Source organism: Rhizobium sp. 05L429 (assembly GCF_056397645.1).
This window is the reverse complement of sequence record NZ_JBFTNV010000010.1, coordinates 111,100-133,298: the sequence shown is the minus strand read 5'-3', so window position 1 is coordinate 133,298 and position 22,199 is coordinate 111,100. Positions and strand designations below refer to the sequence as shown.

Annotated in this window: 23 protein-coding genes and 1 pseudogene; 9 read left to right on the top strand and 15 right to left on the bottom strand. The window is 61.9% G+C overall.

Annotation, left to right across the window (positions count from 1 at the left end; genetic code table 11):
* Positions 1–9: 9 nt before the first annotated feature.
* Both AC1DNW_RS13105 and AC1DNW_RS13100 read right to left on the bottom strand, forming a co-directional pair.
* On the bottom strand, positions 10–1,524 hold the full coding sequence (locus tag AC1DNW_RS13105) for a Y-family DNA polymerase (RefSeq protein WP_477853023.1): 1,515 nt from the start codon (positions 1,522–1,524) through the stop codon (positions 10–12).
* Positions 1,445–2,200, bottom strand: coding sequence for an ImuA family protein (locus tag AC1DNW_RS13100; protein ID WP_477853022.1), 756 nt, complete (start codon positions 2,198–2,200; stop codon positions 1,445–1,447). Before AC1DNW_RS13100 ends, AC1DNW_RS13105 begins: the two co-directional genes overlap by 80 nt.
* A gap of 195 nt (positions 2,201–2,395) precedes the next feature.
* Here AC1DNW_RS13100 and AC1DNW_RS13095 point away from each other — a divergent pair, with 195 nt between their 5' ends.
* Genes AC1DNW_RS13095 through dinB form a run of 3 tightly spaced genes read left to right on the top strand, consistent with a single transcriptional unit; the run spans position 2,396 to position 4,118 of the window.
* Complete coding sequence (locus AC1DNW_RS13095; protein WP_477853021.1) at positions 2,396–2,680, top strand: hypothetical protein; 285 nt, start codon at positions 2,396–2,398, stop codon at positions 2,678–2,680.
* A complete protein-coding gene (locus AC1DNW_RS13090; RefSeq protein ID WP_477853020.1) occupies positions 2,677–3,006 on the top strand; it encodes a hypothetical protein in 330 nt (109 codons plus the stop codon). The genes AC1DNW_RS13095 and AC1DNW_RS13090 overlap by 4 nt, the downstream gene beginning before the upstream one ends.
* A gap of 14 nt (positions 3,007–3,020) precedes the next feature.
* Entirely contained in the window at positions 3,021–4,118 is a 1,098-nt protein-coding gene (dinB, locus tag AC1DNW_RS13085; protein ID WP_477853018.1) for a DNA polymerase IV, read from the top strand.
* Between the two features lie 15 nt (positions 4,119–4,133).
* On the opposite strand, the gene AC1DNW_RS13080 is transcribed toward dinB, so the two are convergent.
* Positions 4,134–5,678 (bottom strand): right-handed parallel beta-helix repeat-containing protein, encoded by a 1,545-nt coding sequence (locus tag AC1DNW_RS13080; protein WP_477853016.1) that lies wholly within the window; start codon positions 5,676–5,678, stop codon positions 4,134–4,136.
* Between the two features lie 360 nt (positions 5,679–6,038).
* On the opposite strand from AC1DNW_RS13080, the gene AC1DNW_RS13075 reads away from it, so the two are divergent.
* Genes AC1DNW_RS13075 through AC1DNW_RS13065 form a run of 3 tightly spaced genes read left to right on the top strand, consistent with a single transcriptional unit; the run spans position 6,039 to position 8,451 of the window.
* Complete coding sequence (locus AC1DNW_RS13075; protein WP_477853015.1) at positions 6,039–6,836, top strand: ornithine cyclodeaminase; 798 nt, start codon at positions 6,039–6,041, stop codon at positions 6,834–6,836.
* Entirely contained in the window at positions 6,827–7,117 is a 291-nt protein-coding gene (locus AC1DNW_RS13070) for a hypothetical protein (RefSeq protein ID WP_477853013.1), read from the top strand. The genes AC1DNW_RS13075 and AC1DNW_RS13070 overlap by 10 nt, the downstream gene beginning before the upstream one ends.
* Positions 7,105–8,451, top strand: coding sequence for an MmgE/PrpD family protein (locus tag AC1DNW_RS13065; RefSeq protein WP_477853011.1), 1,347 nt, complete (start codon positions 7,105–7,107; stop codon positions 8,449–8,451). Before AC1DNW_RS13070 ends, AC1DNW_RS13065 begins: the two co-directional genes overlap by 13 nt.
* A gap of 24 nt (positions 8,452–8,475) precedes the next feature.
* On the opposite strand, the gene AC1DNW_RS13060 is transcribed toward AC1DNW_RS13065, so the two are convergent.
* Positions 8,476–9,873 (bottom strand): amidohydrolase family protein, encoded by a 1,398-nt coding sequence (locus AC1DNW_RS13060; RefSeq protein WP_477853010.1) that lies wholly within the window; start codon positions 9,871–9,873, stop codon positions 8,476–8,478.
* 15 nt (positions 9,874–9,888) lie between these two features.
* A complete protein-coding gene (locus AC1DNW_RS13055) occupies positions 9,889–10,587 on the bottom strand; it encodes a winged helix-turn-helix transcriptional regulator (protein ID WP_477853008.1) in 699 nt (232 codons plus the stop codon).
* A 138-nt stretch (positions 10,588–10,725) separates the two neighbouring features.
* Here AC1DNW_RS13055 and AC1DNW_RS13050 point away from each other — a divergent pair, with 138 nt between their 5' ends.
* From AC1DNW_RS13050 to AC1DNW_RS13040, 3 genes are all read left to right on the top strand, one after another.
* A complete protein-coding gene (locus AC1DNW_RS13050; RefSeq protein WP_477853006.1) occupies positions 10,726–10,983 on the top strand; it encodes an ATP-dependent DNA ligase in 258 nt (85 codons plus the stop codon).
* Positions 10,984–11,109: 126 nt separating this feature from the next.
* Positions 11,110–11,817: a winged helix-turn-helix domain-containing protein gene (locus AC1DNW_RS13045; protein ID WP_477853004.1), complete on the top strand. Its 708-nt coding sequence runs from the start codon at positions 11,110–11,112 to the stop codon at positions 11,815–11,817.
* A 127-nt stretch (positions 11,818–11,944) separates the two neighbouring features.
* On the top strand, positions 11,945–12,649 hold the full coding sequence (locus AC1DNW_RS13040; RefSeq protein WP_477853003.1) for an autoinducer binding domain-containing protein: 705 nt from the start codon (positions 11,945–11,947) through the stop codon (positions 12,647–12,649).
* A 273-nt stretch (positions 12,650–12,922) separates the two neighbouring features.
* Here AC1DNW_RS13040 and trbI read toward each other — a convergent pair whose 3' ends face one another.
* The 10 genes and pseudogenes from trbI to trbB all read right to left on the bottom strand — a co-directional run bounded on the left by trbI (position 12,923) and on the right by trbB (position 22,196).
* Positions 12,923–14,212 (bottom strand): IncP-type conjugal transfer protein TrbI, encoded by a 1,290-nt coding sequence (gene trbI, locus AC1DNW_RS13035; protein ID WP_477853001.1) that lies wholly within the window; start codon positions 14,210–14,212, stop codon positions 12,923–12,925.
* Positions 14,213–14,221: 9 nt separating this feature from the next.
* The gene (locus AC1DNW_RS13030; protein WP_477852999.1) at positions 14,222–14,647 is read right to left on the bottom strand and encodes a conjugal transfer protein TrbH; all 426 of its coding nucleotides are present in this window, start codon (positions 14,645–14,647) and stop codon (positions 14,222–14,224) included.
* A 1-nt stretch (position 14,648) separates the two neighbouring features.
* Positions 14,649–15,476 (bottom strand): P-type conjugative transfer protein TrbG, encoded by an 828-nt coding sequence (trbG, locus tag AC1DNW_RS13025; RefSeq protein WP_477852997.1) that lies wholly within the window; start codon positions 15,474–15,476, stop codon positions 14,649–14,651.
* A gap of 13 nt (positions 15,477–15,489) precedes the next feature.
* On the bottom strand, positions 15,490–16,149 hold the full coding sequence (trbF, locus tag AC1DNW_RS13020; RefSeq protein ID WP_477852995.1) for a conjugal transfer protein TrbF: 660 nt from the start codon (positions 16,147–16,149) through the stop codon (positions 15,490–15,492).
* Between the two features lie 16 nt (positions 16,150–16,165).
* Complete coding sequence (gene trbL, locus AC1DNW_RS13015; protein ID WP_477852994.1) at positions 16,166–17,368, bottom strand: P-type conjugative transfer protein TrbL; 1,203 nt, start codon at positions 17,366–17,368, stop codon at positions 16,166–16,168.
* Positions 17,362–18,135, bottom strand: a complete 774-nt coding sequence (gene trbJ, locus AC1DNW_RS13010; protein ID WP_477853148.1) for a P-type conjugative transfer protein TrbJ — start codon at positions 18,133–18,135, stop codon at positions 17,362–17,364. The genes trbL and trbJ overlap by 7 nt, the downstream gene beginning before the upstream one ends.
* Positions 18,136–18,142: 7 nt before the next feature.
* On the bottom strand, positions 18,143–20,572 hold the full coding sequence (locus AC1DNW_RS13005) for a conjugal transfer protein TrbE (protein ID WP_477853146.1): 2,430 nt from the start codon (positions 20,570–20,572) through the stop codon (positions 18,143–18,145).
* Positions 20,573–20,580: 8 nt separating this feature from the next.
* Positions 20,581–20,880 carry a conjugal transfer protein TrbD gene (locus AC1DNW_RS13000; RefSeq protein WP_477853144.1) on the bottom strand — a complete coding sequence of 100 codons (300 nt, stop codon included), beginning with the start codon at positions 20,878–20,880 and terminating at the stop codon, positions 20,581–20,583.
* Between the two features lie 133 nt (positions 20,881–21,013).
* Positions 21,014–21,247: pseudogene (locus AC1DNW_RS12995) on the bottom strand (TrbC/VirB2 family protein); the annotation flags it as partial.
* The gene (trbB, locus tag AC1DNW_RS12990; protein WP_477852993.1) at positions 21,237–22,196 is read right to left on the bottom strand and encodes a P-type conjugative transfer ATPase TrbB; all 960 of its coding nucleotides are present in this window, start codon (positions 22,194–22,196) and stop codon (positions 21,237–21,239) included. The pseudogene AC1DNW_RS12995 and the gene trbB, both read right to left, overlap by 11 nt.
* Positions 22,197–22,199 lie beyond the last annotated feature (3 nt).

Here is a 22,199-nt window from a genome sequence, read left to right as displayed (position 1 = left end):
GGTCCTTTCTTACTTGAAGGTCCCGTGGATGAACCAGCGGTGCGAGCCGGTGTCGGGATCGACGCCGTCGCCGGAGCGGAAGATCCAGGAGCGTTCGCCGCTATCGTCTTCGACCGCGAAATAGTCGCGCACCGCCGCCCATTCGGACGAGCGCTGCCACCATTCCCCGAAGATGCGTTCCGGTCCGTCGGCACGTGCAACGCGCCGCCGTTTGCCACGCCAAGTGAACCAGACCGGCGGATGGTCGGGCAGCAATGCCATGACGTCGATCGGTTCGGGATGGACCATCAGCCGGAAAGGTCGTGGCCAGGTCAGCGGCCAAGTTTTTTCGAGATGGTCTGCGACCGGCGATATGCGTTCGACCGAGCGCTCCGGAACGTCGCTTGCAACAGGGGCTGCGCGGTAGATGCGGTAGGTGCCGCGATTGCCGATGATATCGACGAAGGCGCCGAGATCGACGCCCTGCTCCTCGACCAGATTCGTGGCAATCTGCCGGTCCTCCAGCGGCTCGGCCATGGTGGCGGCAAGGCAGAGTTTTTCGATGCCGAAGCCGGGATCGATGCGTTCGATCCGGTCATGCAGCAGTTTCGTCAGCCAGACGATGTCGCGCACGGGTTTGGCCGTCCCCGCCCGCAGCGCCTGGATCGTGTTGTCGACCCTGTGAACGATCAGGTCAGTACGGCGAACGCCGAGCCCCTTCTCCTGCAGTCTCTGACAGAGCGCCTGCACGAGTTGAGCCACGTAGCGGGCAATCGTCTCCGGCGCGCCGATCGGCTCGCCAAAGGACCTGCTGACCTCGACGACATCGCTTGCCCGGATCGGGTTGATCGGCTCGGGCAGCCGGGCAAACATCTGTTCGAGCCGGCGGCCGATCTGCGGGCCGAAGCGTAGGGAGAGCGGCGCCCTCGGCGTTGCCGCCAGTTCGCCGATGGCCCTAAAACCGAGCGTGTGCAGGCTGGTCACGGTCTTGGCGTCGAGGCGAAGTGTTCCGATCGGCAGCTGGCAAACAGCTTGCGCGGTCTCTCCCCGGTGCACGATATGCGTTTCACCCGACATCGAGCGGGCGAGAGCATGGGCAGCACCCCAGCTATCGGCAACCGCGGCGCGTGCGACCAGCCTTTTGGCCCGAAAACTGTTGACGAGGCGCGACAGCATCGGTGCCTCGCCGCCCTGCAGATGGTCGGCACCTTCCGTGTCCATGACGATGCCATCAGGCGGATCCATCGCCACGATGGGTGAATATTGCGTCAGGACCCAAAAAGTAATGCGTTCCAGTGCCGCCAGATCGGCTGCCGGATCGGCATCGACCATCGTGAGGCCCTGGACGAGCGCCTGGGCCTTGGCGGTGGGCATGMCGACGCTGAGGCCGAGCCTGCCGGCATTGGCGTCGACGGCCGACAGCCATCGTTGCGACCCGCTTTTGGMGATGACGACAAGCGGCGCCTCAAGCGGAATGGACGGATCGGCGCGTCTGATCCGATCCGTCGGTAGCGTCGGAAGAAATACGGAGACGACCCTGACCATCACATGCCTCTAGGATGAAATCTGCACTTTCGCCGGCCTTGATCCGGATCAGTTCTGCAAGCCAGCGGGCCTGGCCGATGCCTGGAACCGGAAGCGGCTTCGACGGCAGAACGGAAATACGCCATCGGCTGGCTGCGGCCGTCGGATGGCCGAAATCGAGCGCCTCCGTCTGGCGGCGCGCACGGCGGATGATGAGACCGATCGTGCCGGAGCTTTCTGCTGCAAGCTGCAGCCGGCGCGAAACGGTCATCGGCAGCCGGACCGTCTCGGCAACGACGGCGCCAAGGCCTTTGAAACGCAAGGCCTCCTCGAAGGCGTCGAGCACATATTCTTCGCGCAGCGCCTCGACATAGACGACGCGATCGGGATGCAGGCCGAGTTGTGCCAGTGCCGGTGCAAAGAGATCCGGACGCGCGTGACACCAGACGACAATGCCCTTGGTGCGGGCCGCCACGCCGGCGGCGAAGGAGGCTGCCGCCGCACCGTCGACGGCGCCTGTTCCGCCCCCTGAAAATTCATGGATCGCACCATATGCCAGCCCGCCGCCTGGAAGACGATCATCCATTTCGGGAACGCCGAATGGCAGGACCGTCTTTGCGCGGACCGCCGCACCTTCGAGATGCTGGATGCGGTCCCTCAGGTCCTGGATGAGCGGATTTGCGGCGGGTTGCGCCATGATCGGTCTTCGTCAATTTCGAGTTTCCCTACCGCCCAAAAGCGGATATGTTCCTTATTTGTTCCAGTTTCAAATGTGAGTCAATGCGCATGTATCGGGTGGATATTCCTGCGGGTGCCTTGGTCCACAGCGATGGAATGAAGGAATGCGAAGTAAATTCAGATAAATGACGGGAATTCATCCACAGAAGCGGAAATGTCATCGATAAGAAAAAATACCTATGTGCCGGCGTTGACGCTTCGAGAGTTCAAAAGCCCGGTCATTGCAGTGGTGTGCGGCGCCTGCAATCGGCGCGGCGAACTCGATCGAAAAGCCCTCGTCAGGCAACTTGGCGCTGACCTGACCTTCGTTCAGCTCCGACGTCGGGTGGCGATGGGATGTTCCTGGCTGGTCGGTGAAGACGGAGCCGATCGATGCGAAACCCACTTTCCCGGTCTGAACGCGACCGGCCTGTTCTTGAACCAGGAGAATCAGCTATGAGCGACAATGTTGTTTCATTCGAAGACAAGCGCCTTCAGAGGCTTGGCGGAACGCTGTTCGGTTCGACTGATGGCGAACGGACGATTGCCCATGTCATTTCCCGCCTGGAGCTCTTCAAGGCCGATCAGACATTGGTGAGAGCCTATATCGGGAAGATCGACAGCGGTGAGGTCATCCTTACGCCGGACGACGGCAGCGCGCCCTCGCCGACGGCCCTCGTCCATCTTGCCGACCTGCTTTCAAACTATGACAGGCTCCTCGACGAGCAGATCGCAGAGCTGGCATGTGAGGCGGAGGAGCTTGATGGGCCCTATCAAAGGACGTGAAACCTGATCGCATCATGATCGAGGACGTCCAGAGTGATGCCGGCGAGCGGCTGCGCAAGATCATCCATGTCGATATGGATGCCTTCTACGCGTCCGTCGAACAGCGGGACAATCCCGAGCTTCGCGGCAGGCCGCTTGCCGTTGGCGGATCTGAGGCCCGCGGCGTGGTTGCGGCCGCAAGCTACGAGGCGCGTGCCTTCGGCGTCCATTCGGCCATGCCGTCGGTCACCGCCAGGCGCAAATGTCCTGACCTGATTTTCGTTCCGCCCCGCTTCGATGTCTACAGAGCCGTCTCATTGCAGATCCGCGAGATCTTTGCCGAATATACGCCGATGATCGAACCCCTGTCGCTTGACGAGGCCTATCTCGACGTCACCGAAAACTTCAAGGGCATGGAGATTGCGACCGACATCGCCACCGAAATCCGGGCGAAAATCAAGGAGGCGACCGGGCTCAACGCATCGGCTGGAATTTCCTACAACAAGTTCCTCGCCAAGATGGCAAGCGATCTCAACAAGCCGAACGGACAGGCCGTCATAACGCCGAAGAACGGCCCCACCTTCGTCGAAAACCTGCCTGTCAAGAAATTCCATGGCGTCGGCCCGGCGACGGCCGAGAAGATGCGTCGTCTCGGTATTGAGACTGGCGCCGACCTCAAGGAAAGGTCGCTCGACGTCCTGATCGATCATTTTGGAAAATCCGGGCCCTATTTCTACGGCATTGCCCGCGGCATCGACAACCGACAGGTCAAGCCAGACAGGGTACGCAAATCCATCGGTGCCGAAGATACATTTCGTCAGGACGTGTTTGCCTATGAACCGGCGCGGCAAGGCGTCCAGTCGCTGGTCGAAAAGGTCTGGGCCTATTGCGAGGCCCATGAGATCGGCGCCAAGACCGTCACCCTGAAGGTCAAATATGCCGACTTCAACCAGATCACCCGCAGCCGCACGACGGCAGCGCCGATTTCGTCGCTCTCTGAGCTCGAGCAGATGGTCGAGCAACTGCTCCTTGCGATCTTTCCAACGGAGAAAGGCATCAGGCTGCTCGGCGTAACGCTGTCCTCGCTCGAGCGTTTCTCCCCGGCAAGCGACACGCAGCTCACGCTGTTTTGAGGCAAAGATCCTGCTTCATGAGATTTGGGATGCCGACTTGTCGTCAAGTCCTGGCCAGCATTCGCTGAAGGCAGGTCCGGGGATACGAAGTCTCACCTCGCCCTGCCAGGCCCCGACGACATAGTCCTTGCGATCGATCTCCAGACTGCGGCCATTCGCCAGCTCGAGATGCATGGCGATTGCCGAAGGTGGCGAAGTGATCATCAGGCTTTTCGGGGTGACAGGCGAGGGATCTGCGAAAACGACGGGCTGGCGCAGAGCCGCCTTGCCAACGCAGTAGCCGGCCYGTCTGACGAGGTCGGGAAAATGCGGGTGATCGACGACATCGCCATCGAAGGAGATCTGCCGCCATGGCCAGTTGCGAACGAAAATATCGTTGATCTGATTTCCAGCCGTGGCCGGATAGGCGTCGGTGTTCCAGCCCTTTCCGAAGGGCGAGGCACCGTCAAGACTGTATTTGGCGCTGTCCGTCGCATAGCCGATCAGATTGTTGGCATGGACAAGGTTTGAAAAGAGTTTCTTCTTCACGAGCGGCCAACGAAGAAGCCACGTATTGTTGAAGACGTAATGGGGGCCGTCGGCGCTATGAGCGTCCGGGAATTTGAACAACTGTCCCTTGGCATGCGTGTCGTCGTCGGGGCCTGGCACATCGACGTTCCAGCCGACATTACCGTAGACATAGAAATAGCCCGATCTCTCCAATTCGAAGGAGAAGGGCATGTAGCAGTCGGCGAAGGTGTTGCCCCGGACCGTCCAGTTCCACGCGAAATTTTCGGGCTCAACGGCATTGTCGCGGATGCGCACGAACCAGTTGTCCTCGATCAGGACGTTGCGGGAAAAGTTCTCCTTGATGGACTCGGCGGCCTGGTTGAAGAAATGCACGCCGTTGAAGGCGTCGACGATGATATTGTCGCGGATGATCACATAGCCGGCGATCGTCCAGGCCCGGAAGAAATCCCCGTCATAGGCGCGGGCATCGTCATCGACGTCAACGAGACCATCCTCGCCGCCCGCTCCATGCACCGCCTTCCAGGGATATTTTCGCCAGAGGTCGGCCGGCGTGAAGGTGCCGGCACGGCGAACGCCCTTTCCACTGCGGATTGAGGCAATATCCTTCTCTCCCCTGCCGCTGACGTCCTGAACCCAGTCGCAGCCCTCGATGAGAATATGGCGTGTATTGGCCCCGACCGCCCCGATCGCGATCGTGCCACCGCGAAAACTGATCTTGCGGATCCTGATATGCTGGCAGTTTTCCAGATAGATCGCGGTTGGCCAGCAGTTTTCGAACGTGAGTTCTTCGATCACGACCCACTGACAGTTCCGCACGAGCAGGGCTGCATTGTCGGCGAGGAAATAGACGCCCGGAAACGAGCCGCCCTCCTGGTGAGCTGCGGCCAATGTATTGGCGCCAACCTTGTAGTCCTTAAAATCCATGTCGCTGCCAATCTTCGCGTTGACGCCACGGATGATGATGGGCTCGCCTTGTGTGCCGCGCTTGCCCTCGATGGTGATCGGTTCGCGATGTCTGCCCTCGATCAGGATCGTCCGGCTGTTCGACATGAGGCCCCTCGACTGTGATGATTGTGTTGACGTTCAACAGGACTTGCCGCAGGGCACCTGCGCATGTGAAAGCGGACGCCATCCTGCCATTTCACGACTACAGTTTAAAGTAGCATCATTTGATTATGGCTTTCGACTTGTCCGGCGCAGAACCATCGGCAGGTTCAAACTGCTGGCGCGGGTCAAGGGGGTTTGAGACAGACGATCGGCCATGCCGCAAGACGTCATCGAAATGTTTCTGAACCTTTACAGAGCCGGCGCCCGGCGCCTCCAAACTTGTTCGAAGCTTCTCCCGCAGCCGCCGCGGAAACGCCTAAGCTTGACGGAGCAAGGCGCCGGATCGCGCCAAGGGAGGAGACGATGACGGATGCATTCGCGGACACAAGGTTTTTGAGGCAAACCGATCTCGATGAGGTTGGGCGAGCACTGACGATCGGCGAGATTCATTTCGCGGTTTCGCAGGCCTGGGCGGAAATTCGGTCGGGCACCGCACGCGGTGGCAAGGCGGTTCTTTCGCTTGCCGAGGACGAGTTCTGGTCGGCTGTCGATTTCGCCGCCTTCAGGACCGATTTTGCCGACGAGCGGCTCGGCTGGAAACTATCCTGCCTCTACAGTGCCAGTTCGACCCATGCCGGCGTGAAGATCATCGGGGCGAATGCCTTCAACCGCCGCCTCGGCCTGCCGCGATCGACCTCGACCTTCATCCTCTTCGACAAATACAGACTGCGCCCCCTTGCCATCCTCGACGAAACGGCGCTGTCGGCCGAGCGGACCGGTACCTATGCCTCGATTGCCGCGGACAAATGTCTTGCGGGGAACCGAACCGCATCCGTCTTCCTCATGGGATCAGGGCCGGTCGCCCGCAGCGTCATCCGCTCGCTTGCCTATGCCTGCGAAAGCAGGATCGAACAGATCTTCATCCGCAGCCGCAGCGTCGAAAATGCCCGCGCGCTTGCGATCGCACTCTCCGGGGAGACGAAGATCCCCCTTCTCTGCGTTGCCGACAACAAGGCGATGCGCGACTGTGCACTCGTCATCACCGCAACCAATGCCCGGGAGCCGATCTTCAGCGACGAGGAACTGGCGGAGAATGCAACGACACTTCATCTCGGCGGCGATGAAGTCCCGTCCGCCTATCTGCAGCGTGTTTGCGAATAGGTCTCGTCGTCTGCGACGATCTGCAGACGGTCTCCAGGCGCAATTCGCAGAGCATCGCACTGCATTTCTCCCGCAAGGGCCTGTCACTCGAAGCGGTCGGCCCGTTGATCGRCATTCGTTCGCTCTCCGATGCTCAAGACTGGCACAAAGACGAAGCCGGTCCGACCTGTATCACCTGCGTCGGCCTGCCGGTGCTTGATCTTTTCGTGGCGCAGGCGAGTTACGACAAATACTGCAGGACCGGTGCGGACCACGATCGGATCGCGGCATGCGTCGCCTGACCCGAGTTCTCGCCGACCATGTCTGCAGCGCGCCGAGCGATTTTCCGGCAGACCTCGTCGAGACCGCCCGGCGCTGCATCCTCGATCTGATCGGTGCGGCAGTTGCCGGCGCCGACATGCCGGGTGCCGTTGCAGCGTGCGCCACCGCCGGCCCTGTTTTCGGGCGTGGCGACGACCGGATCTGGCTTGCGGGACAAGGAGCCCCGGCAGGGGCACTCTTCTGCAATGCGATGGCCGCAAGCGTCCTCGACATCGATGACGGACATCGCGCCGCGCGCGGACATCCGGGTGCAGCGATCATTCCGACAGCGTTAATGATGGCGGCCCGCGTCCATGCAACCGGCATGGAGATGGTGAGCGCCATCATCTGTGGTTATGACGTCGGGGTGCGGATCGCCGCAGCGCAGACGGCCGAGGGGATCAGAACGCGTCAGTCGGGGCGATGGGCAGGCTTTGCGGCAGCGGCGACAGCCGGTCGTCTGCTCCGGCTCGAACCCGCGAGGCTTGCTCATGCGCTTGCGATCGCCGGCGTGCTTGCGCCGAACCAGCTTGCCAACGGCAGCTCGGGCTATTCGCAGATGACCGGCAATGACGTGAAGGAAGGTATTGCCTGGGCGAGCGTGCTCGGCATGACCGCTGCCTATCTGGCCGAGGCCGGCTTTACCGGGCCGGAAGATATTCTCGATCATTCCGATTATTACGATGGCGGCCGGATCGTCAGGGAGCTCGGGCACAATTGGGAAATCGCCGGCACCTATTTCAAGCCCTATGGCTGTTGCCGCTACATTCACCCCGCACTCGATGCCTATAGCGAAATCGCTGCGGCAGACACGATCGGCCCTGAAGATATCGTCGAGGTGGAGGTCCGGACCTTCGCATGGGCCCTGCGCCTTGCAAACGGGCTCGAACCGGAAAGCCTGATTGATGTGCAATACAGTCTTCCCTATTGCCTGGCGATCCTCGCTGCCGATGGCGGCCAGGCCCTGGCGCCGATCCGAGGCGGCGTGATCGGCCGAGCGGATCTGGCCAGACTGGCGCGCAAAGTCCGGCTGGCTGTCGATCAGGAGATCGATCGGGCGTTTCCGGAGGAGACCCTGACGCGTGTCATCGTGCGCACCAGAACGCTCGAACTGTCCTCAGCCGTCCACACGCCGGTTGGCGAGCCGACGAGACCGATGGATTGGGTAGCGATCCTGCGAAAGTTCAAGACCGTGACACGCCACCGGCTTACGGAAAAGGAGCAGCAAGCGATCATCGATGCGGTCGCAGCCCTGCCGGAGGGGGATCCAGCCGCCATCATCCGGTCTCTGGACACCACAGGCGAACCGGCGTGAGCGCCTTTCGGGACTGTGTCAGGCCTATGCTGGTCGCATCCTGTCGTCAATCGGTGTCTGGCACACGAGCGCCCCGTTGAAGACGGCGATCCTGCCGGCACATAGGACGTGGCGGACACGGGCGAGATTATGGGACTGGCTGACGACGATATCGGCGCGTTTGCCGCTTGCGATCAGGCCGCGATCGCCGGCAAGCTCCGGGAAGATCCTCGCGACGTTTCCCGCCGCCTTGGCGATTGCCGCTGCCGGCGACAGAAGCCCTCTTTGAATCAGCCTGTGGGCCGCCTCGAGGATGCTGTCCCAATCGCCGCCGGCGAAATCGGTCGAAATCGTGTCGACAAGACCCGCCTCGATGAGTGCGTCGAGATTGTCGGGACCATTGCGCCAGCGGGTTGAGATGCAGTCGAGGGTCGAGATATCGATGCTGGCACCGAGATCGCGGAGCGCGGCGGCGGTTTCCAGGGCTTCGAGCTGGGTGAACGACGGATGGTTGCTGTGTCCAGCGACGATCCTGGCTCCCGGGTGGATCTTTGCAAGGTCGATGAGCTGGCGGGCGGTCGGTGCGGCATTGTGAAAGATCGCCGGCATGCCGGTGCGTACAGCTTCGGCGGCGATCTCGCCAAGGCCCTGCCGTGCCAGGGCAACGGGCGGCATGACGGTGTCATGGATCAGCCTTGAGAGGCTCCCGGTCGTGAAATGAGAGCCGAGCCCATTGTCTTCGATCAGCTGTCCGAGCAATTTGCCGTCCGGATCGTCCTCCCCATCCAGTCTGCGGCCGAGCGTTACGTCCTTCAGTCTTCGTGCGAGATTCGGATGAACGGCAAGGCCGCAAGCCTTCTCGATCGCGGCCGGAAGGAAACGGTAGTCCTGCGCGCCGCCGCCAAGCGTCTGCCCGCCGCCGGCCTCGCCAAGCGCCTTGGCGCCGCCGGCAAGCACATCATCGACCGTTGCTGACAGATGACGCGCTTGAAGTCCGCTGCCGTCGGCTGCCTGGGCGGCCGCGAGGCTGGCCGGTGTATGGCCCGTGCTGATATGGATGTCGAGCGGATGACTGTCGTCCGTCTGCCGGTCGATCTCGTCGGGCAGTGCAAGGCCACAGACGTTCAGAACTGTCGTCGTCCCGGACAGGAGATGGCGGTTACGCTGGTAGTCGACCTCGTCCCTGCCAAGGGCAGCCGATCCGCTCGGCATCGATGGTCCGCAGATGCAGCCATGCGCATGCGCATTGATGATGCCCGGCAGCACGGTACATCCCGTGCCGTCGATCACAAAATGGTCAGGCGACAGCGGCGTTCGATCGGTCTGGACGACGGCCTCGATCCGTCCGCCGGCAAGAAGAATGCCTGCTCTCTCAAGAACTGTTGCGCCATCGCCGGTGATGATACGCGCGTTGACGATTGCGATCGGACGGATCTGGCTCACGAAGACAGCCTTTCTTCAATCTCTGTTCAGTTCGATGCCGTAGCCGATACCGCGTACGGTGCGGATGACGTCTGTCTTCGTGACCAGGGCGAGCGCCTTGCGGAGCCTGCCGATATGGACGTTGACCGTCTTTGGGTCGACGAAGATTCCGTGTGGCCAGGCACCCGCCGCCAGTTCGTCGCGCCGAAAGACGCGGGAAGGCTCGGTCAACATCTGGCGCAGCAGCGCAAATTCGATCGGAGCAAGATGGATGTCGCGCTCGTCATAGGTGATGCGATGGGCGCGTGCATCGACGGTCAGCAGCCCGTGGCATAGGACCTCCCGCCCGCCCTGCTCCTGCGATTGCCGGCCATCGCCGCCCAGCAGTCGTTTGAGTGCGCGCAGATACCGATCGGGCTCAATCGGGCGCATGAAGGCTTCGTCCACACCGGCCTTCAGAAACGCCTCGAAACGATGCTCGGCCTCGATCGGAACAAGCGTGAGGATGCGAACATGGTCCGTCGCAGCATCTGCCTTCAGCGCTTTGCACAGGCCTATGGCGAATTCATTTCGTCCATCGACGATAAGCCCGACATGGCGTTTTTCCCTGACGGCGGCGATCGTTTCGACCGGTCCCGTGGCGAGATCGGTGGCAAAACCCTCCACGTCCAGGATGTGACGAACCGACAGGGAGAAGTCGGCGTCGAGCGAGCTTATGACGACATTGGGTTTCACAACGCGACCACGAGAAATCGACTTACACTCGAATTCGACAACTCAGGAGTGCAAGGATCGCATGAACGGTAAAGGCCTGCAAAGCCAAAGATATTAAGTATTGTTTCCGGCCGGAGATGGTTTTCGGCCGCGCAGTTCATGGCATTCGATCTGCTCTACCTCGACGGCCACAACCTCACGAAGACCGCGCTTCGTATGCGCCACCATCTCCTCGAAGAGCTGATCTCCGGCCGACCAGAATCCGCGATCGGGTTTTCGGAATCCTTCGAGGCAGGTGGAGGCGAAATCCTCCGAGCTTCATGCGATCATGGCCTCGAAGATATCATTGCCAGGCAGCTTGACGGCACCTATCGACCCGCTGCCCTTTCGGAGGACGGGTCGATTATCTGCTGGTGATGAAACGACTTCCAATCCAAGCACGGGTCTTTAAAGCCTGGTGGCCGATCTCGCCCGCCGGTTGCTGCAAATCATCCCCTCACATCTGCGACTTGAAGTGGGCGGAGACTGTGCTGTCCTCGCCCGATGCAAACACACCGACAGCAGCCCGGAATTCTGATCGCCACCGACGATGTTGCGGCAGTTGAGCCTATCGTCAGAGCGCTCGGAGCCGATGGTCTGGCAAGCACGGTGGTGGCGCCCGCGCAGGCCCTGGACCATCTCCTGGCGGGCGATGGCTGGCCTGTCCTGATCATCGCGATTGCTGGCGCGGCCGATATCGCTCTCGATCTCTGTCGGACAATCCGAAGGCTTAGCGCGATATCGATCATCCTCCTGCTTCCCGAAGACAAGCAGATCGAGGGGCTTGAGGCCGGCGCCGACCAGTGTCTGACCAGCGAGATCAGCCCGCGGCAGTTGACGGTGCATATGCGCGCGCTGTTGCGCAGGTTCGATCGGGACGAGAGCAAAGGACGGCGCCCCCTCAAATTCGATGGCTGGCGTATCGATCCCCATGGCCGGACGGTGTCGACGCCGGACGGGTCGGATGTGGCGCTTCTGGCTGCCGAGTTCGAGCTCCTGGTTGCCTTCTGTCGAAATCCTGGAACCGTCCTGTCGCGCCGATCGCTCCTGGATGCCACCCATATCGGGATCGGCCGGCCACTCGAGCGCAGCGTCGACGTCCATATCTGCCGGCTTCGCCGCAAGCTTGAAGAGGCCGGTAAGGGAGGTGAGCTCATCCAGACCGTCCGTCTTGGTGGCTACGTCTTCGTAGCGCGGATCAACCCTGAATAAGTACGGATAGAAATAAACCTCTCATAGGTGTTTAATCGGTCCCGCAAGGATATGTCAGTTGCGATTTTTCCCCGGTCGGCGACTGGTTTTCGAGCGTCGCGCGGCCGGCCAACGGGAGCGATGTGTCTTGAAGAAGAGACTGGATAATCTGATCGATGTTTTAAGCCTTTCGAACGATGAACGCTCGACACGCCTGGCCCTCTTGTCGTTCGCCCAGCAATGCGGCTTCGAGCAGTTCGCCTATGTGAACGTGCGCGCCGGCGACACCGAGGCCTTCACCACCTATCCGCAGGAATGGCAGGAGATCTATTTCGCAAACTGGTATCAAAGAGTCGATCCCGTCATTACCAACGCCAAGCGCATGCTGAAGCCATTCTACTGGTCGGCAACCCCGCTTCGATGGGCTGCTTCGCCCGAGGAGCGGAAGTTTTACGAGCATGCCCGTGAGTTCGGCATCGTGTCGGGCCTCTCCATGCCGATCCGCCTCGAATTCGGTCGAATAGCGGTGCTGACGCTCGCCTCGCATTTGCCGGATCACAGGGGTGACGGGCTTATGGATGACATTCGTGCGGCGACTGCGACGGCTCTGGTGCATGCAACGCTTAAGGTCGGTGACCCCTCGATCATGACGAAACCCTATGTCAGCCTGAGCGTGCGGGAAAAAGAATGCCTGAACTGGGCCGCACTTGGTAAATCAATGGCGCTGACGGCAGATATCCTCGGGATCAAGAAAGTGACCGTCCGCTACTATCTCGATGCTGCTCGTCGCAAGCTCGGTGCCGACAGCACGACGAATGCGATCTATCTGGCGACCCGCCTCGGGCTGATCTAGCAATCTGCCCGCTTGCGAAACGCACAGTGGAGCAGGCACTGATGTCCTTCCGTATGCGCCGCCTTGGTCATGTCACACCTGCCCGCGAACTGCGCCGGCTTGAGCGCGCTATCGGCGGCTCCAAGAAAAGGATGCTGATGATTTTCCAATGAGGCATTGGGCATCGGAAAGGCCAACTGCAAACGGTTCAGGCGGCTTCAGAACCGCAGGACACGGCAGGTGCCACGGCAAGACAGTGTCGCTATTGGATCACGCCGTCCCCTTCCCGGGTGCTCACTTGCCGAAGACACCGGGAAAGATGATGTCCTGGTCGACGAGCACATTGAACCTGTAGCCGGGCCGGATTTCCAGCGTCGGCTGGACGGTGAGGTTTTTGTCGATTGTCCGCTCCGCGACACGGCCGAAGCTTTCCGCAAAATTGCGCCTGGCGGCGTCCGAGGCTGTGTCCTGCGTCGCCCGCGTCGAGCTTTCCGGCATTGAAGCGTCGATGCCGGTGCCGATCAGGGCGATCAGGGCCGCCGAGGCGAAGGTCCTGACAGTGTGGTTGTTGACGCGGTCGCCGAAGCCGCCATAGCCCTCGGCATCGGTACCCGCCATGCCACCAATCTGTAATGTCTGGCCATTCGGGAAAATGAGGTCGGTCCAGACCACCAGGACGCGGGCCTGACCGAAGGCGACCTTGGAATCGTAGCGCCCGAACAGTTTTGCGCCTTGCGGAACCAGAAGCCGTGATCCTGTCGCACTGTCGTAGACGTTCTGGCTGACCTGGGCACTGATCCGACCAGGCAGGTCCGAATTGATCCCCGATATCAGCGTTGCCGGGATGACCGAGCCGCGCTTGAGCTCGAAGGGCGACATCTGAGGAACGACCCTGTTCGGCAGGTAGCCGAGCTCCTTGATGTCCTGGTTGAAGAAATCCTCCTTCGACAGCTGCTTGTTGGCATCGACGTTCTCTGCTGAAAAGCCGCCTTGCAGTGCCGCCTGAAAGAGATCGGCGGGCGCAGCTGGCATCTGCTCCAACGGCTTGTCGGACCGAGCGGCCTGCGCCTCCCCGACGCTCGTCTGGCGGATATCGACCGCAAGCGGTGAATCGAATGCGGCCTCCGCTGCTTGCAGACGCGCCATTCTCCGGCGCTGAACCTCGCGCAGATAGCGCTCGCGTCCTTCGCGCGCCAGGCGTGCCTCGAGATCGTCATCGGACTGCGACGGGGCCGCACTGGGGGCGACCGTCGGCGGGGATGGCAAGGGCTCTGGTTTCCCTTGCGTGCGTGTTTCATCGGGAGGGGAGTCTGGCCCGACCGGGCGCGCCGGTTCGGGCTCGCCGATAATGCCATCCTGAATACCGCGTTTCAGCTGATCGGCGTAGCTGAGTGCCGGCATGCCTGCTTTGTCCTCCTGCTCTGTCTGCCGTGGGTAAAAGCCTCTGGCGGAAAGACCGAAGATGATGACGGCAAAGAAGACGAGGATGAGCGCGATCGCGACGAAGAGCGGCAGCCGGTTGAGACGGCGCATCGTCTGGTCTTGTCCGGTTTTTGTGCCGCCGAGCTGGAGCGACTGGGCCATTGCGTTCTCCTAGTTGAACGTCATGACGGACAAAGGACTTGCCGGCGCGGCTCCCGAACCCGTCACCGCGTAGAGCCGTGCAAGCCGCAGCCCCTTCGTCGACAGGCTCGCCAGCAGGCCGACCTCCGATCGGTCGAGCGTGAAGGACAGTTCGGTCGCCTTCTCACCAGCACTCCCGCCGTCGATGACCGCATAGCCGGACGCCTTGAGTGACACTGCAAGCGCCTGGCCGAATTCCGTTGCCGCTCCCAGAAGCCTGACTTGGCCCGCCGGAGACAGGCGTTCGGACAACCGGTCCGCCATATCGCCGGCAATTGCCGCTGCAACACCTGCCGTGACCGTCTCGGTCACGGTCCCCGATCCGCTGCCCTCCACCACAGCCTGGCAGCCACCGAGAGCCAAAAAGTAGCCCACGACAAGAACGAGGCGGCGCATCTCAACTGCTCCGCCKGATCGTGATCTGCTCTCTGCGCCAGCCGACCCCGGATACGAGCACGGCACGCTCGACATTGTAGTCGACCACCATCATTCCATTTGCCAGGCGGTAGTTGACGATACGGTTCTTTCCGCCGGAAACGACGAAGAGCACAGGAGCGTCCTGCCCGACGAGTGTGCGCGGAAACTGGATGTAGGTCTTCTGGCCGTCGGAATAGACGCGGGTCGGTTTCCAGGGGGCGTTTCCGGTGACCGAATAGGAAAAGTTCAACTGGTCTGCCGCAGGTCCTGCGCCCGCCGCTGCCCGCACGTCAAGGCGCGCATTCACATCGGCGAGCCGGTCGGAAGTATCTTCGGGATAGGAAAAGCCGACACGGGCCATGTATTGGCTGGGGTGCGACTTCAACTGGATATGATAGGTGCGCCGCGATGTGGTGACGACCATCGATGTGACAAGTCCAGGCTCTGCGGGCTTGACKATCAGGTGGATCGCCTGGCCGCCGACGGCTCCGGATGTTGCGGGCTCGATCTTCCATCTGACCGTGTCGCCGACAAGGACATCGCGAACCACTTCTCCGGCTTCGAGCTCGATGTCGCAGACCTGGAGCGGCGAACAGATGACCGACGGCTGGGCCTCCCCGAAAAGGAAGATCACCTTGCCGTCCGGACCTGTCGTGACGATCCCGGCACCGGTCCGCCATTTGGAGGAAAGTGTTGCCCCTTTCTCCTCATTGGCGCTCATCGCCTGCGCGGCGGCGGGGTTGATGCCGATCGGTGTGGATACGATCGTGCAGCAGAGGGCGACCGATAGACATGTCCGGTTTTGCATGGCTTGTCCTCGCTTATAGCTGAGCGGTCCAGTCGAGATCCTTGAGATAAAGGCCGATTGGATTGAGCCGGATCGTTGCCTCGTCCTGCGGCGTGGTCACCGTCACCGTGGCGATTGCCCTGAAACGCCGCGTTCCTGTCTCCTTGCCACGCCGGTCGCGCTCGAACTCGGTCCAGTCGATCTGATAGGACTGGTTCGAGAGCGCGACGATATTGTTGACCTCGACCGCCACCGTCGCCGACTTCGCCTTTTCGAAGGGAGAATTGCCGCGAAACCAGGCGTTGATCTTCTGCGTCGAAGGATCGGCGGTCCTGAGCAGGGCGTAGGTCCGGTCGATATATTGTTTCTGGACCACCGCATCGGGCGTCACTGAGCGGAAGCTGGTCACAAATCCTCCGAGTGTAGCACGCACGACGCGGGCATCGGCATATTCGATATGTTCGGGAAAGCCGGCAGAAGCCGGCGTACCCAGCCTGTCGACCTCGACGATATAGGGGACAAGTTTGACCGTCGTGCTGAGATAGAGGGCGTAGCTGAAGCCGATGATTGCGATCGATAAAGCGAGAATGGCAACGATGCGCCAGGCCGCCGCTGCCCGGACATAGGAACCGTAGCGTTCGTTCCATTCGAGACGGGCGGCAAGGTAGGGATTGTCCGGATTATTGGCGGTCATGATCATAAGCCCTCTTCTAGATCTGCCGGCCTGGCTGTGGCGTCCTCGACGATGCCTTGCCCGGTTGACGTTCGCCGCGATCGAGCTTGGCGTTGGCAAGGCCAAGCAGCGAGCCTGCATGTGCGCCGGGCGCTCCGATCGCCTTGTCCTTCAGGGCCGATGCGGTGGCGACGCCTGCTGCACCGATCCCCTCGGCCGTCCCGCGCAGGGCAGCATCCGCCATCGACGCGCCGCCGGCTCGGGCCGAACGTGCCGCTGCCATGCCCGCCGACCCACCGCCGGCCACCAKGAAGCCGGCGCCGGCGGCAAAGGACGCCGCCTGGCCGCCATGCCGGATGGCCTCCATGCCGCTGCTGACCGATGCGCCCTGGACGACGCCCTGAATGATAGTTGGCACATAGATCGCGATGACGAAGACCACGACGGCAATTCCGGCGATCGCCAGCAGCGTCTGGAACTGTTCACCGATCTCCGGACGGTTGGCGAGGCCGATCAGCACCTGCGATCCGATGCGGGCGATCATGACGAGTGCCATCAGCTTCATGCCGACGCTGAAGGCGTAGACCAGATATCTGACGGCAAAGTCCTTGGTGAAGGACGAGCCACCGAGCCCGAGCATGATCATGCCGGCAAGAAGACCGATATACATCTCCGCCATGATTGCCACGAAGATCGCGGCAACGAGCGAAAAGGCGATCACCACCACGATCGTTGCGAAAGCAGCCGATACCGCCAGCGCATTGTCCTCGAACAGGCCGAAGCGGATTTTCTCGGCCATCTTGCCGGCGACGACGAGGCCGGCGTTGAAAATGTCGGCCGGCGAGGCATTGCCGCCCGATGCGCCGATCTGAAAGAGGCTGTCGACCACCGCTTTTGCAAAACCCGGCCCCTGATCGAGAACCAGCGCGAAAAAGCCGACGAACATGATGCGGCGCACGAGTTCTGCGAACCATTCCTGCAGCGATGGCGCCTGCAGGGCAAGCCAGATCGCCGCGAGACCGATCTCGATCGAGGCGAGGATCCAGAAGAGCGCGCGCGCCGCATTCGATACGGTCTGTTCCCAGCCGTGCGCAGCGGCGCTGATTTCGTCCTGCAGCGACGTGATCAGCGAGCCCTCCTGGGAATGGACGGGAGCGGCGCCGAGAAAAAGAATGGCAAGCACCGGCAGGATCGTGCGTGTCGCCGCTGCTGCACCGGGTCCGTGAAAATACCTCACCATTGCGGCTCCATGGTTCGGCCGCCTGATGTCGGCGGAAGCGTGGCGCTGAAAAACTGCTCGCGGCGGGCCTGTGCGAGGTCCTTGTCCGTCTKGTCGGCCTGCAGCCACGTTCCCATCATCGTCATCTGCTGGGAGACGAGGCCGCGCAGTTTCTGCATCTGGGCAACCTGTTGGGCTGCGATCTCATGGCCGATCTGGAGCGCCTTCATCTGGCCGTCTGCACCGTCAGAGAGCGATCGAAGTGAAGCCATCGTCGCCTCCTCGCTGTCGAACTGCCGGGCCGTCAGACTGGCCGCGCTCAGTGTGGCTGCGATCGTGTCGCGATTGGTGTCCGACCAGGTCTGGTAGGTCGCAGAGAAGCTTCCCGCATCCGGCAGGTCGGTGCGAAGATCGGCATAGCTTTTGAACCGTTGCCGCAGAACGTCGTCGGCATTGGCCATGGCAAAGGCAATGCTCTGGCCGTCGGAGACGATCGATCGCAGCCGGTTGAGATCGCCTTCGACCTCTCCCCAGATATGGGCGGGCAGCTGGGCCGTGTTCTGCAGCATGTTTGCATAGATCTTCAGCTGGTTGTCGATCTGCTCGGCAAGCTGCGTGATCTGCGTCAGCTGATTGTCGACCTGGACGCCCGAACTTTCGAGGAGCTTGATGAGTTCGCCATTGTTGGCGAGCTGGGTGAATTCGGTGGCCGCCCCGGTCGCAGCCCCCGCTGTTGCGCGGTTGGGTCCGGCTGCTGCCATCAGTGCGGCGAGGCCGATTGCGATCATCCTGTTTCTAGGCGGTGACATCGAACACTCCCCTCTCGTTCAGCCAGACCGATGGCCAGCCGTTTCCATGCTCCTTGCGCAGTGCGGCGATACGCTTGAGCTCGTCCTTGCCGGCAGCACCCGCGAAGGCGAGCGCAAGCGGCCCAAGCGCCATGTCGAAGAGCCGCCGGCCATCCGGAGAGACGACATAATAGTCCCGCTTCGGTCTCGCCGTTGCGACGATTTCGATCTGGCACTCGTTGAATCCGATCCGCTCGTAGAATTCGCGCGTGCCGGTTTCCCGCGCTGACCCGTTCGGCAGGCAGATCTTTGTCGGACAGCTTTCCTTCAGCACATCGATGATGCCCGATCGCTCGGCATCGGAAATCGACTGTGTGGCGAGCACGACAGCGCAATTGGCCTTGCGCAGCACTTTGAGCCATTCACGGATCTTCTCGCGAAAGACCGGATGGCCGAGCATCAACCAGGCTTCGTCGAGAATGATCAAGCTCGGCGCCCCGGAAAGGCGCTGTTCGATACGCCGGAAGAGATAGGTGAGGACCGGAAGCAGCGTCCGCTCGCCCATGCTCATCAGATGCTCGACCTCGAAGGTTTGGAAATGCCCGAACGTCAGGCCGTCGCGCTCGGCGTCGATCAGCTGGCCCATCGGTCCGTCGACCGTAAAATGACGAAGCGCCTCCTTCAGATCGCGCATCTGCACGCCGCTGACGAAGTCCGATAGCGAGCGCCCGGAAGAATTGGCCATCAGAGCGATCTGCCGTGCAATCGCATTGCGGTGATCCGGGGTAACGACAATCCCCTGGAGGCCGACCAGCGTCTCGATCCATTCGCTAGCCCAGGCGCGATCGCCGGCGCCAGACAGGGCGGCAAGCGGACAGAAGCTGAGGTTACTTCCCTCCCCTTCCCCGCCGATCTCGTAATGATCGCCGCCGACAGCAAGAGTGAGCGGCAGCATGGAGGAGCCCTTGTCGAAGACGAAGAGCTGCGCATCCCTGTAGCGCAGGAACTGGGCGGCGATCAGCGCGAGCAGTGTCGACTTTCCCGAACCCGTCGGGCCAAAGACCAGCGTGTGACCGACATCGTCGGCATGCAGGTTGAGGCGGAACGGCGTCGAGCCGGATGCGACCTGCATCAGCGGCGGGGCACCTTCCTCATAAAAGGGGCAAGGGGCGGTCGCATTGCCCGTCCAAACCGAATTCAGGGGGACGAGGTCGGAAAGATTGCGCGTCGTGATCAACGGTTCGCGGACATTGGAGTACCAGTTGCCGGGAAGACTGCCGAGATAGGCGTCGGTGGCATTGAGCGTTTCGATCCGGGCGCCAAAACCTTCGGCCTGCAGCAGCCGGCGAACGTCTTCGGCCTTCGCCTCTAGGCTCTCGGCGCGGTCGTCAAACAGCACGATGACCGGCGTGTAATAGCCATAGGCGATGAGGTCGGACGCGGCCTGGGCAATCGCCTCTTCGGTTTCGGCCACCATCGACAGCGCGTCCCGGTCGATCGACCGGCTGGCAGTCTGGAAGAGCTGGTCGAAGAAGGGCCGCACCTTCTGCTGCCACTTCTTTCGGGTGCGTTCCAGCCTGTCTCTTGCTTCCTGCCCATCGAGGAAGATGAAGCGCGATGACCAGCGATAGGCAAGCGGCATCAGGTCGAGACCGTTGAGGATGCCGGGCCAGCTTTCGGCCGGCAGTCCGTCGATCGCAACGACGGCGACGAACCGATCATCGACTTTCGGCGTCAGGCCGTGCTGCAGCTCGGCCGTGAGGATGCAGTCGAGATACATCGGCATATCCGGCAGCCGGACCGGATGATTGTCGCCCGACAGGCAGAACCGCACGAACTGCAGGAGTTCGTCATATTGCGCCCGGTTCTGGCCGGCGATTGTCGCATGGGTCTTCATTCTGCGCATGGAGAGCGTGTTCGAAAGATATTGCTCGATTTCGCGCGTCGCCGCCTCGAAGGCGGCAAGCGCGATATCGGCATGTGTCTGCGTCCGGCTGTCCCTGTCGGAGTAGATATATTTCTCGAGCGAGGAACGGCGGGGCGCGCCCGGCCTGTAGGTCAGGACGATTGCATGATGGCTTTCGAAATGGCCGCGTCCGGCCTCGAAGTACTGGCGGCGTTCCTCGTCGATCGCGCGGGTAATGCGATCGGGAAAATGCGAACGCGCCGGCGCGGCATAGTCAGCCGTCGGAACGCGGATCGCTTCGACCTGGATCATCCAGCCGGAGCCGAGCCGCGACAGGACCTGATTGACCTGTCGGGCCACTTCATTGCGTTCGCTGTCGGTGGCACTTTCCAAATCCGGACCGGCAAAATACCAGCCGGCCATCAATGACCCGTCCTTCAACAGCAGCACACCGTCGGCAACAAGGCCTGCGTAGGGAAGCAGATCGGCAAAGGATGGGCCGGTATGGCGGAAGAGACTGAGCGACACCATTGTCGGCCTCATACGCGTCGCCAGGGCGTCGACGTCGCCCGATAGTAAGACCGGTAGCGCAGGTGACGCAGATAGATCCGGCGCATCATCGGGTCGGCTTTTGCCATCCGACGCAGCAGGCCGACGATCGCCACCCAGATCGCGATGCCGATGAGGGCGGAGTAGACTGTCAGAACGACGAAGATGAGAATGATGGCGGCAAGGCCGGTGACGAGGACGAGTTCGCGGTCGGCCCCCATCAGCAGGTTCGGCCGCGACAGGGCGCGATGGATGCGGTTGGTCTCGAGGTTTGAGATGGTCGGAGCCATTATTCTCCCCTTCCCTCCCCTGCGCGAGCCCAGCGGCGGCTTCGGGCATGCCGACCGAGGCCCCAGTCGCTTGGAACAGCGCGACGATCTGGGTTGCGCCAAGAAGGACGCCGGCGACGAGGACGACATACATCAGCCGGCGGGCGAAATCGTTGAGTTCGCCGCCGAAGATCAGCATGCCGCCGGCCACCGCAACGGCGGCAAGGGCGATGAAACMGGCGACTGGGCCGGTGATCGATTCCTGAATCTGTTCGAGCGGCGCCTCCCAGGGCAGGCCGCCTGCCGACCCGGCAAGGGCCGGTTCGCTGAAGACGGCAAAGAGCAGGAAGGCCAGCCCGCTCAGGGCGATACGATAGCTACGCGGCATGGCGTTCCTCCGCTTGTGGTTCGATGTGATAGGTGCCGCCGGCAAAACCGTTGACGTGCAGCAGGTCCCTGACGCGCCGGCCGTGCGGGGTCCGCTCGATCGAGACGACCAGATCGATCGCCTCGCCGATCACGGCCTGCATGGGCTGGCGGCTGACCTCTCCGGTCAGTTGTTCAAGGCGCTGGAGCGCCGAGCGCGCCGTGTTGGCGTGCAGCGTGGTGACACCGCCAGGATGTCCGGTATTCCAGGCCTTCAGAAGCGTGAGGGCTGCCCCGTCGCGCACTTCGCCGACGATGATGCGATCCGGACGCAGGCGCATGGTGCTCTTCAGGAGCTGCGCCATGTCGACATGATCGCTTGTCCTGAGCGCAAGCACGTTGGCAGCCACGCAACGAAGCTCGCTCGTGTCCTCCAGGATGACAAGGCGATCAGTCGGACAATGGGAGGCAATTTCGGCCAGCAGCGCGTTGGACAGCGTCGTCTTGCCTGAACCGGTGCCGCCCGAGACGACCACGTTGCGTCTTGAGCGGACGGCGTCCCGCAGGATGGCGGCTTGGCTTACGGTGATGATGCCCGATGCCACATAGTCGTCGAGCGCAATGAGTTGCGTGACGTGCCGGCGGATCGAGAAAACAGGAGACGCGACGATCGGCGGAAGCAGGCCCTCGAAACGATGCCCGCCGATCGGCAGCTCCCCGGAGACGATCGGATGCTCCGCATCGACCTGCCTGTTCAAAACATGGGCGACAGCACCGATGATGATCTCGGCCGGTCCCTCCGCCATTGCGCCTGCCGCAGACATGCCGGATCCGAGGCGCTCGATGAAGAGGCGTCCGTCGGGATTGAGCATGATCTCGTTGACGGAGGGATCGGTGAGTGCGCCAAGGAGCGACGGACCGAGGGCCTCTTCGAGCTTGCGCACCAGGCGCGGGAGAGATCGCGCTTCCATCGC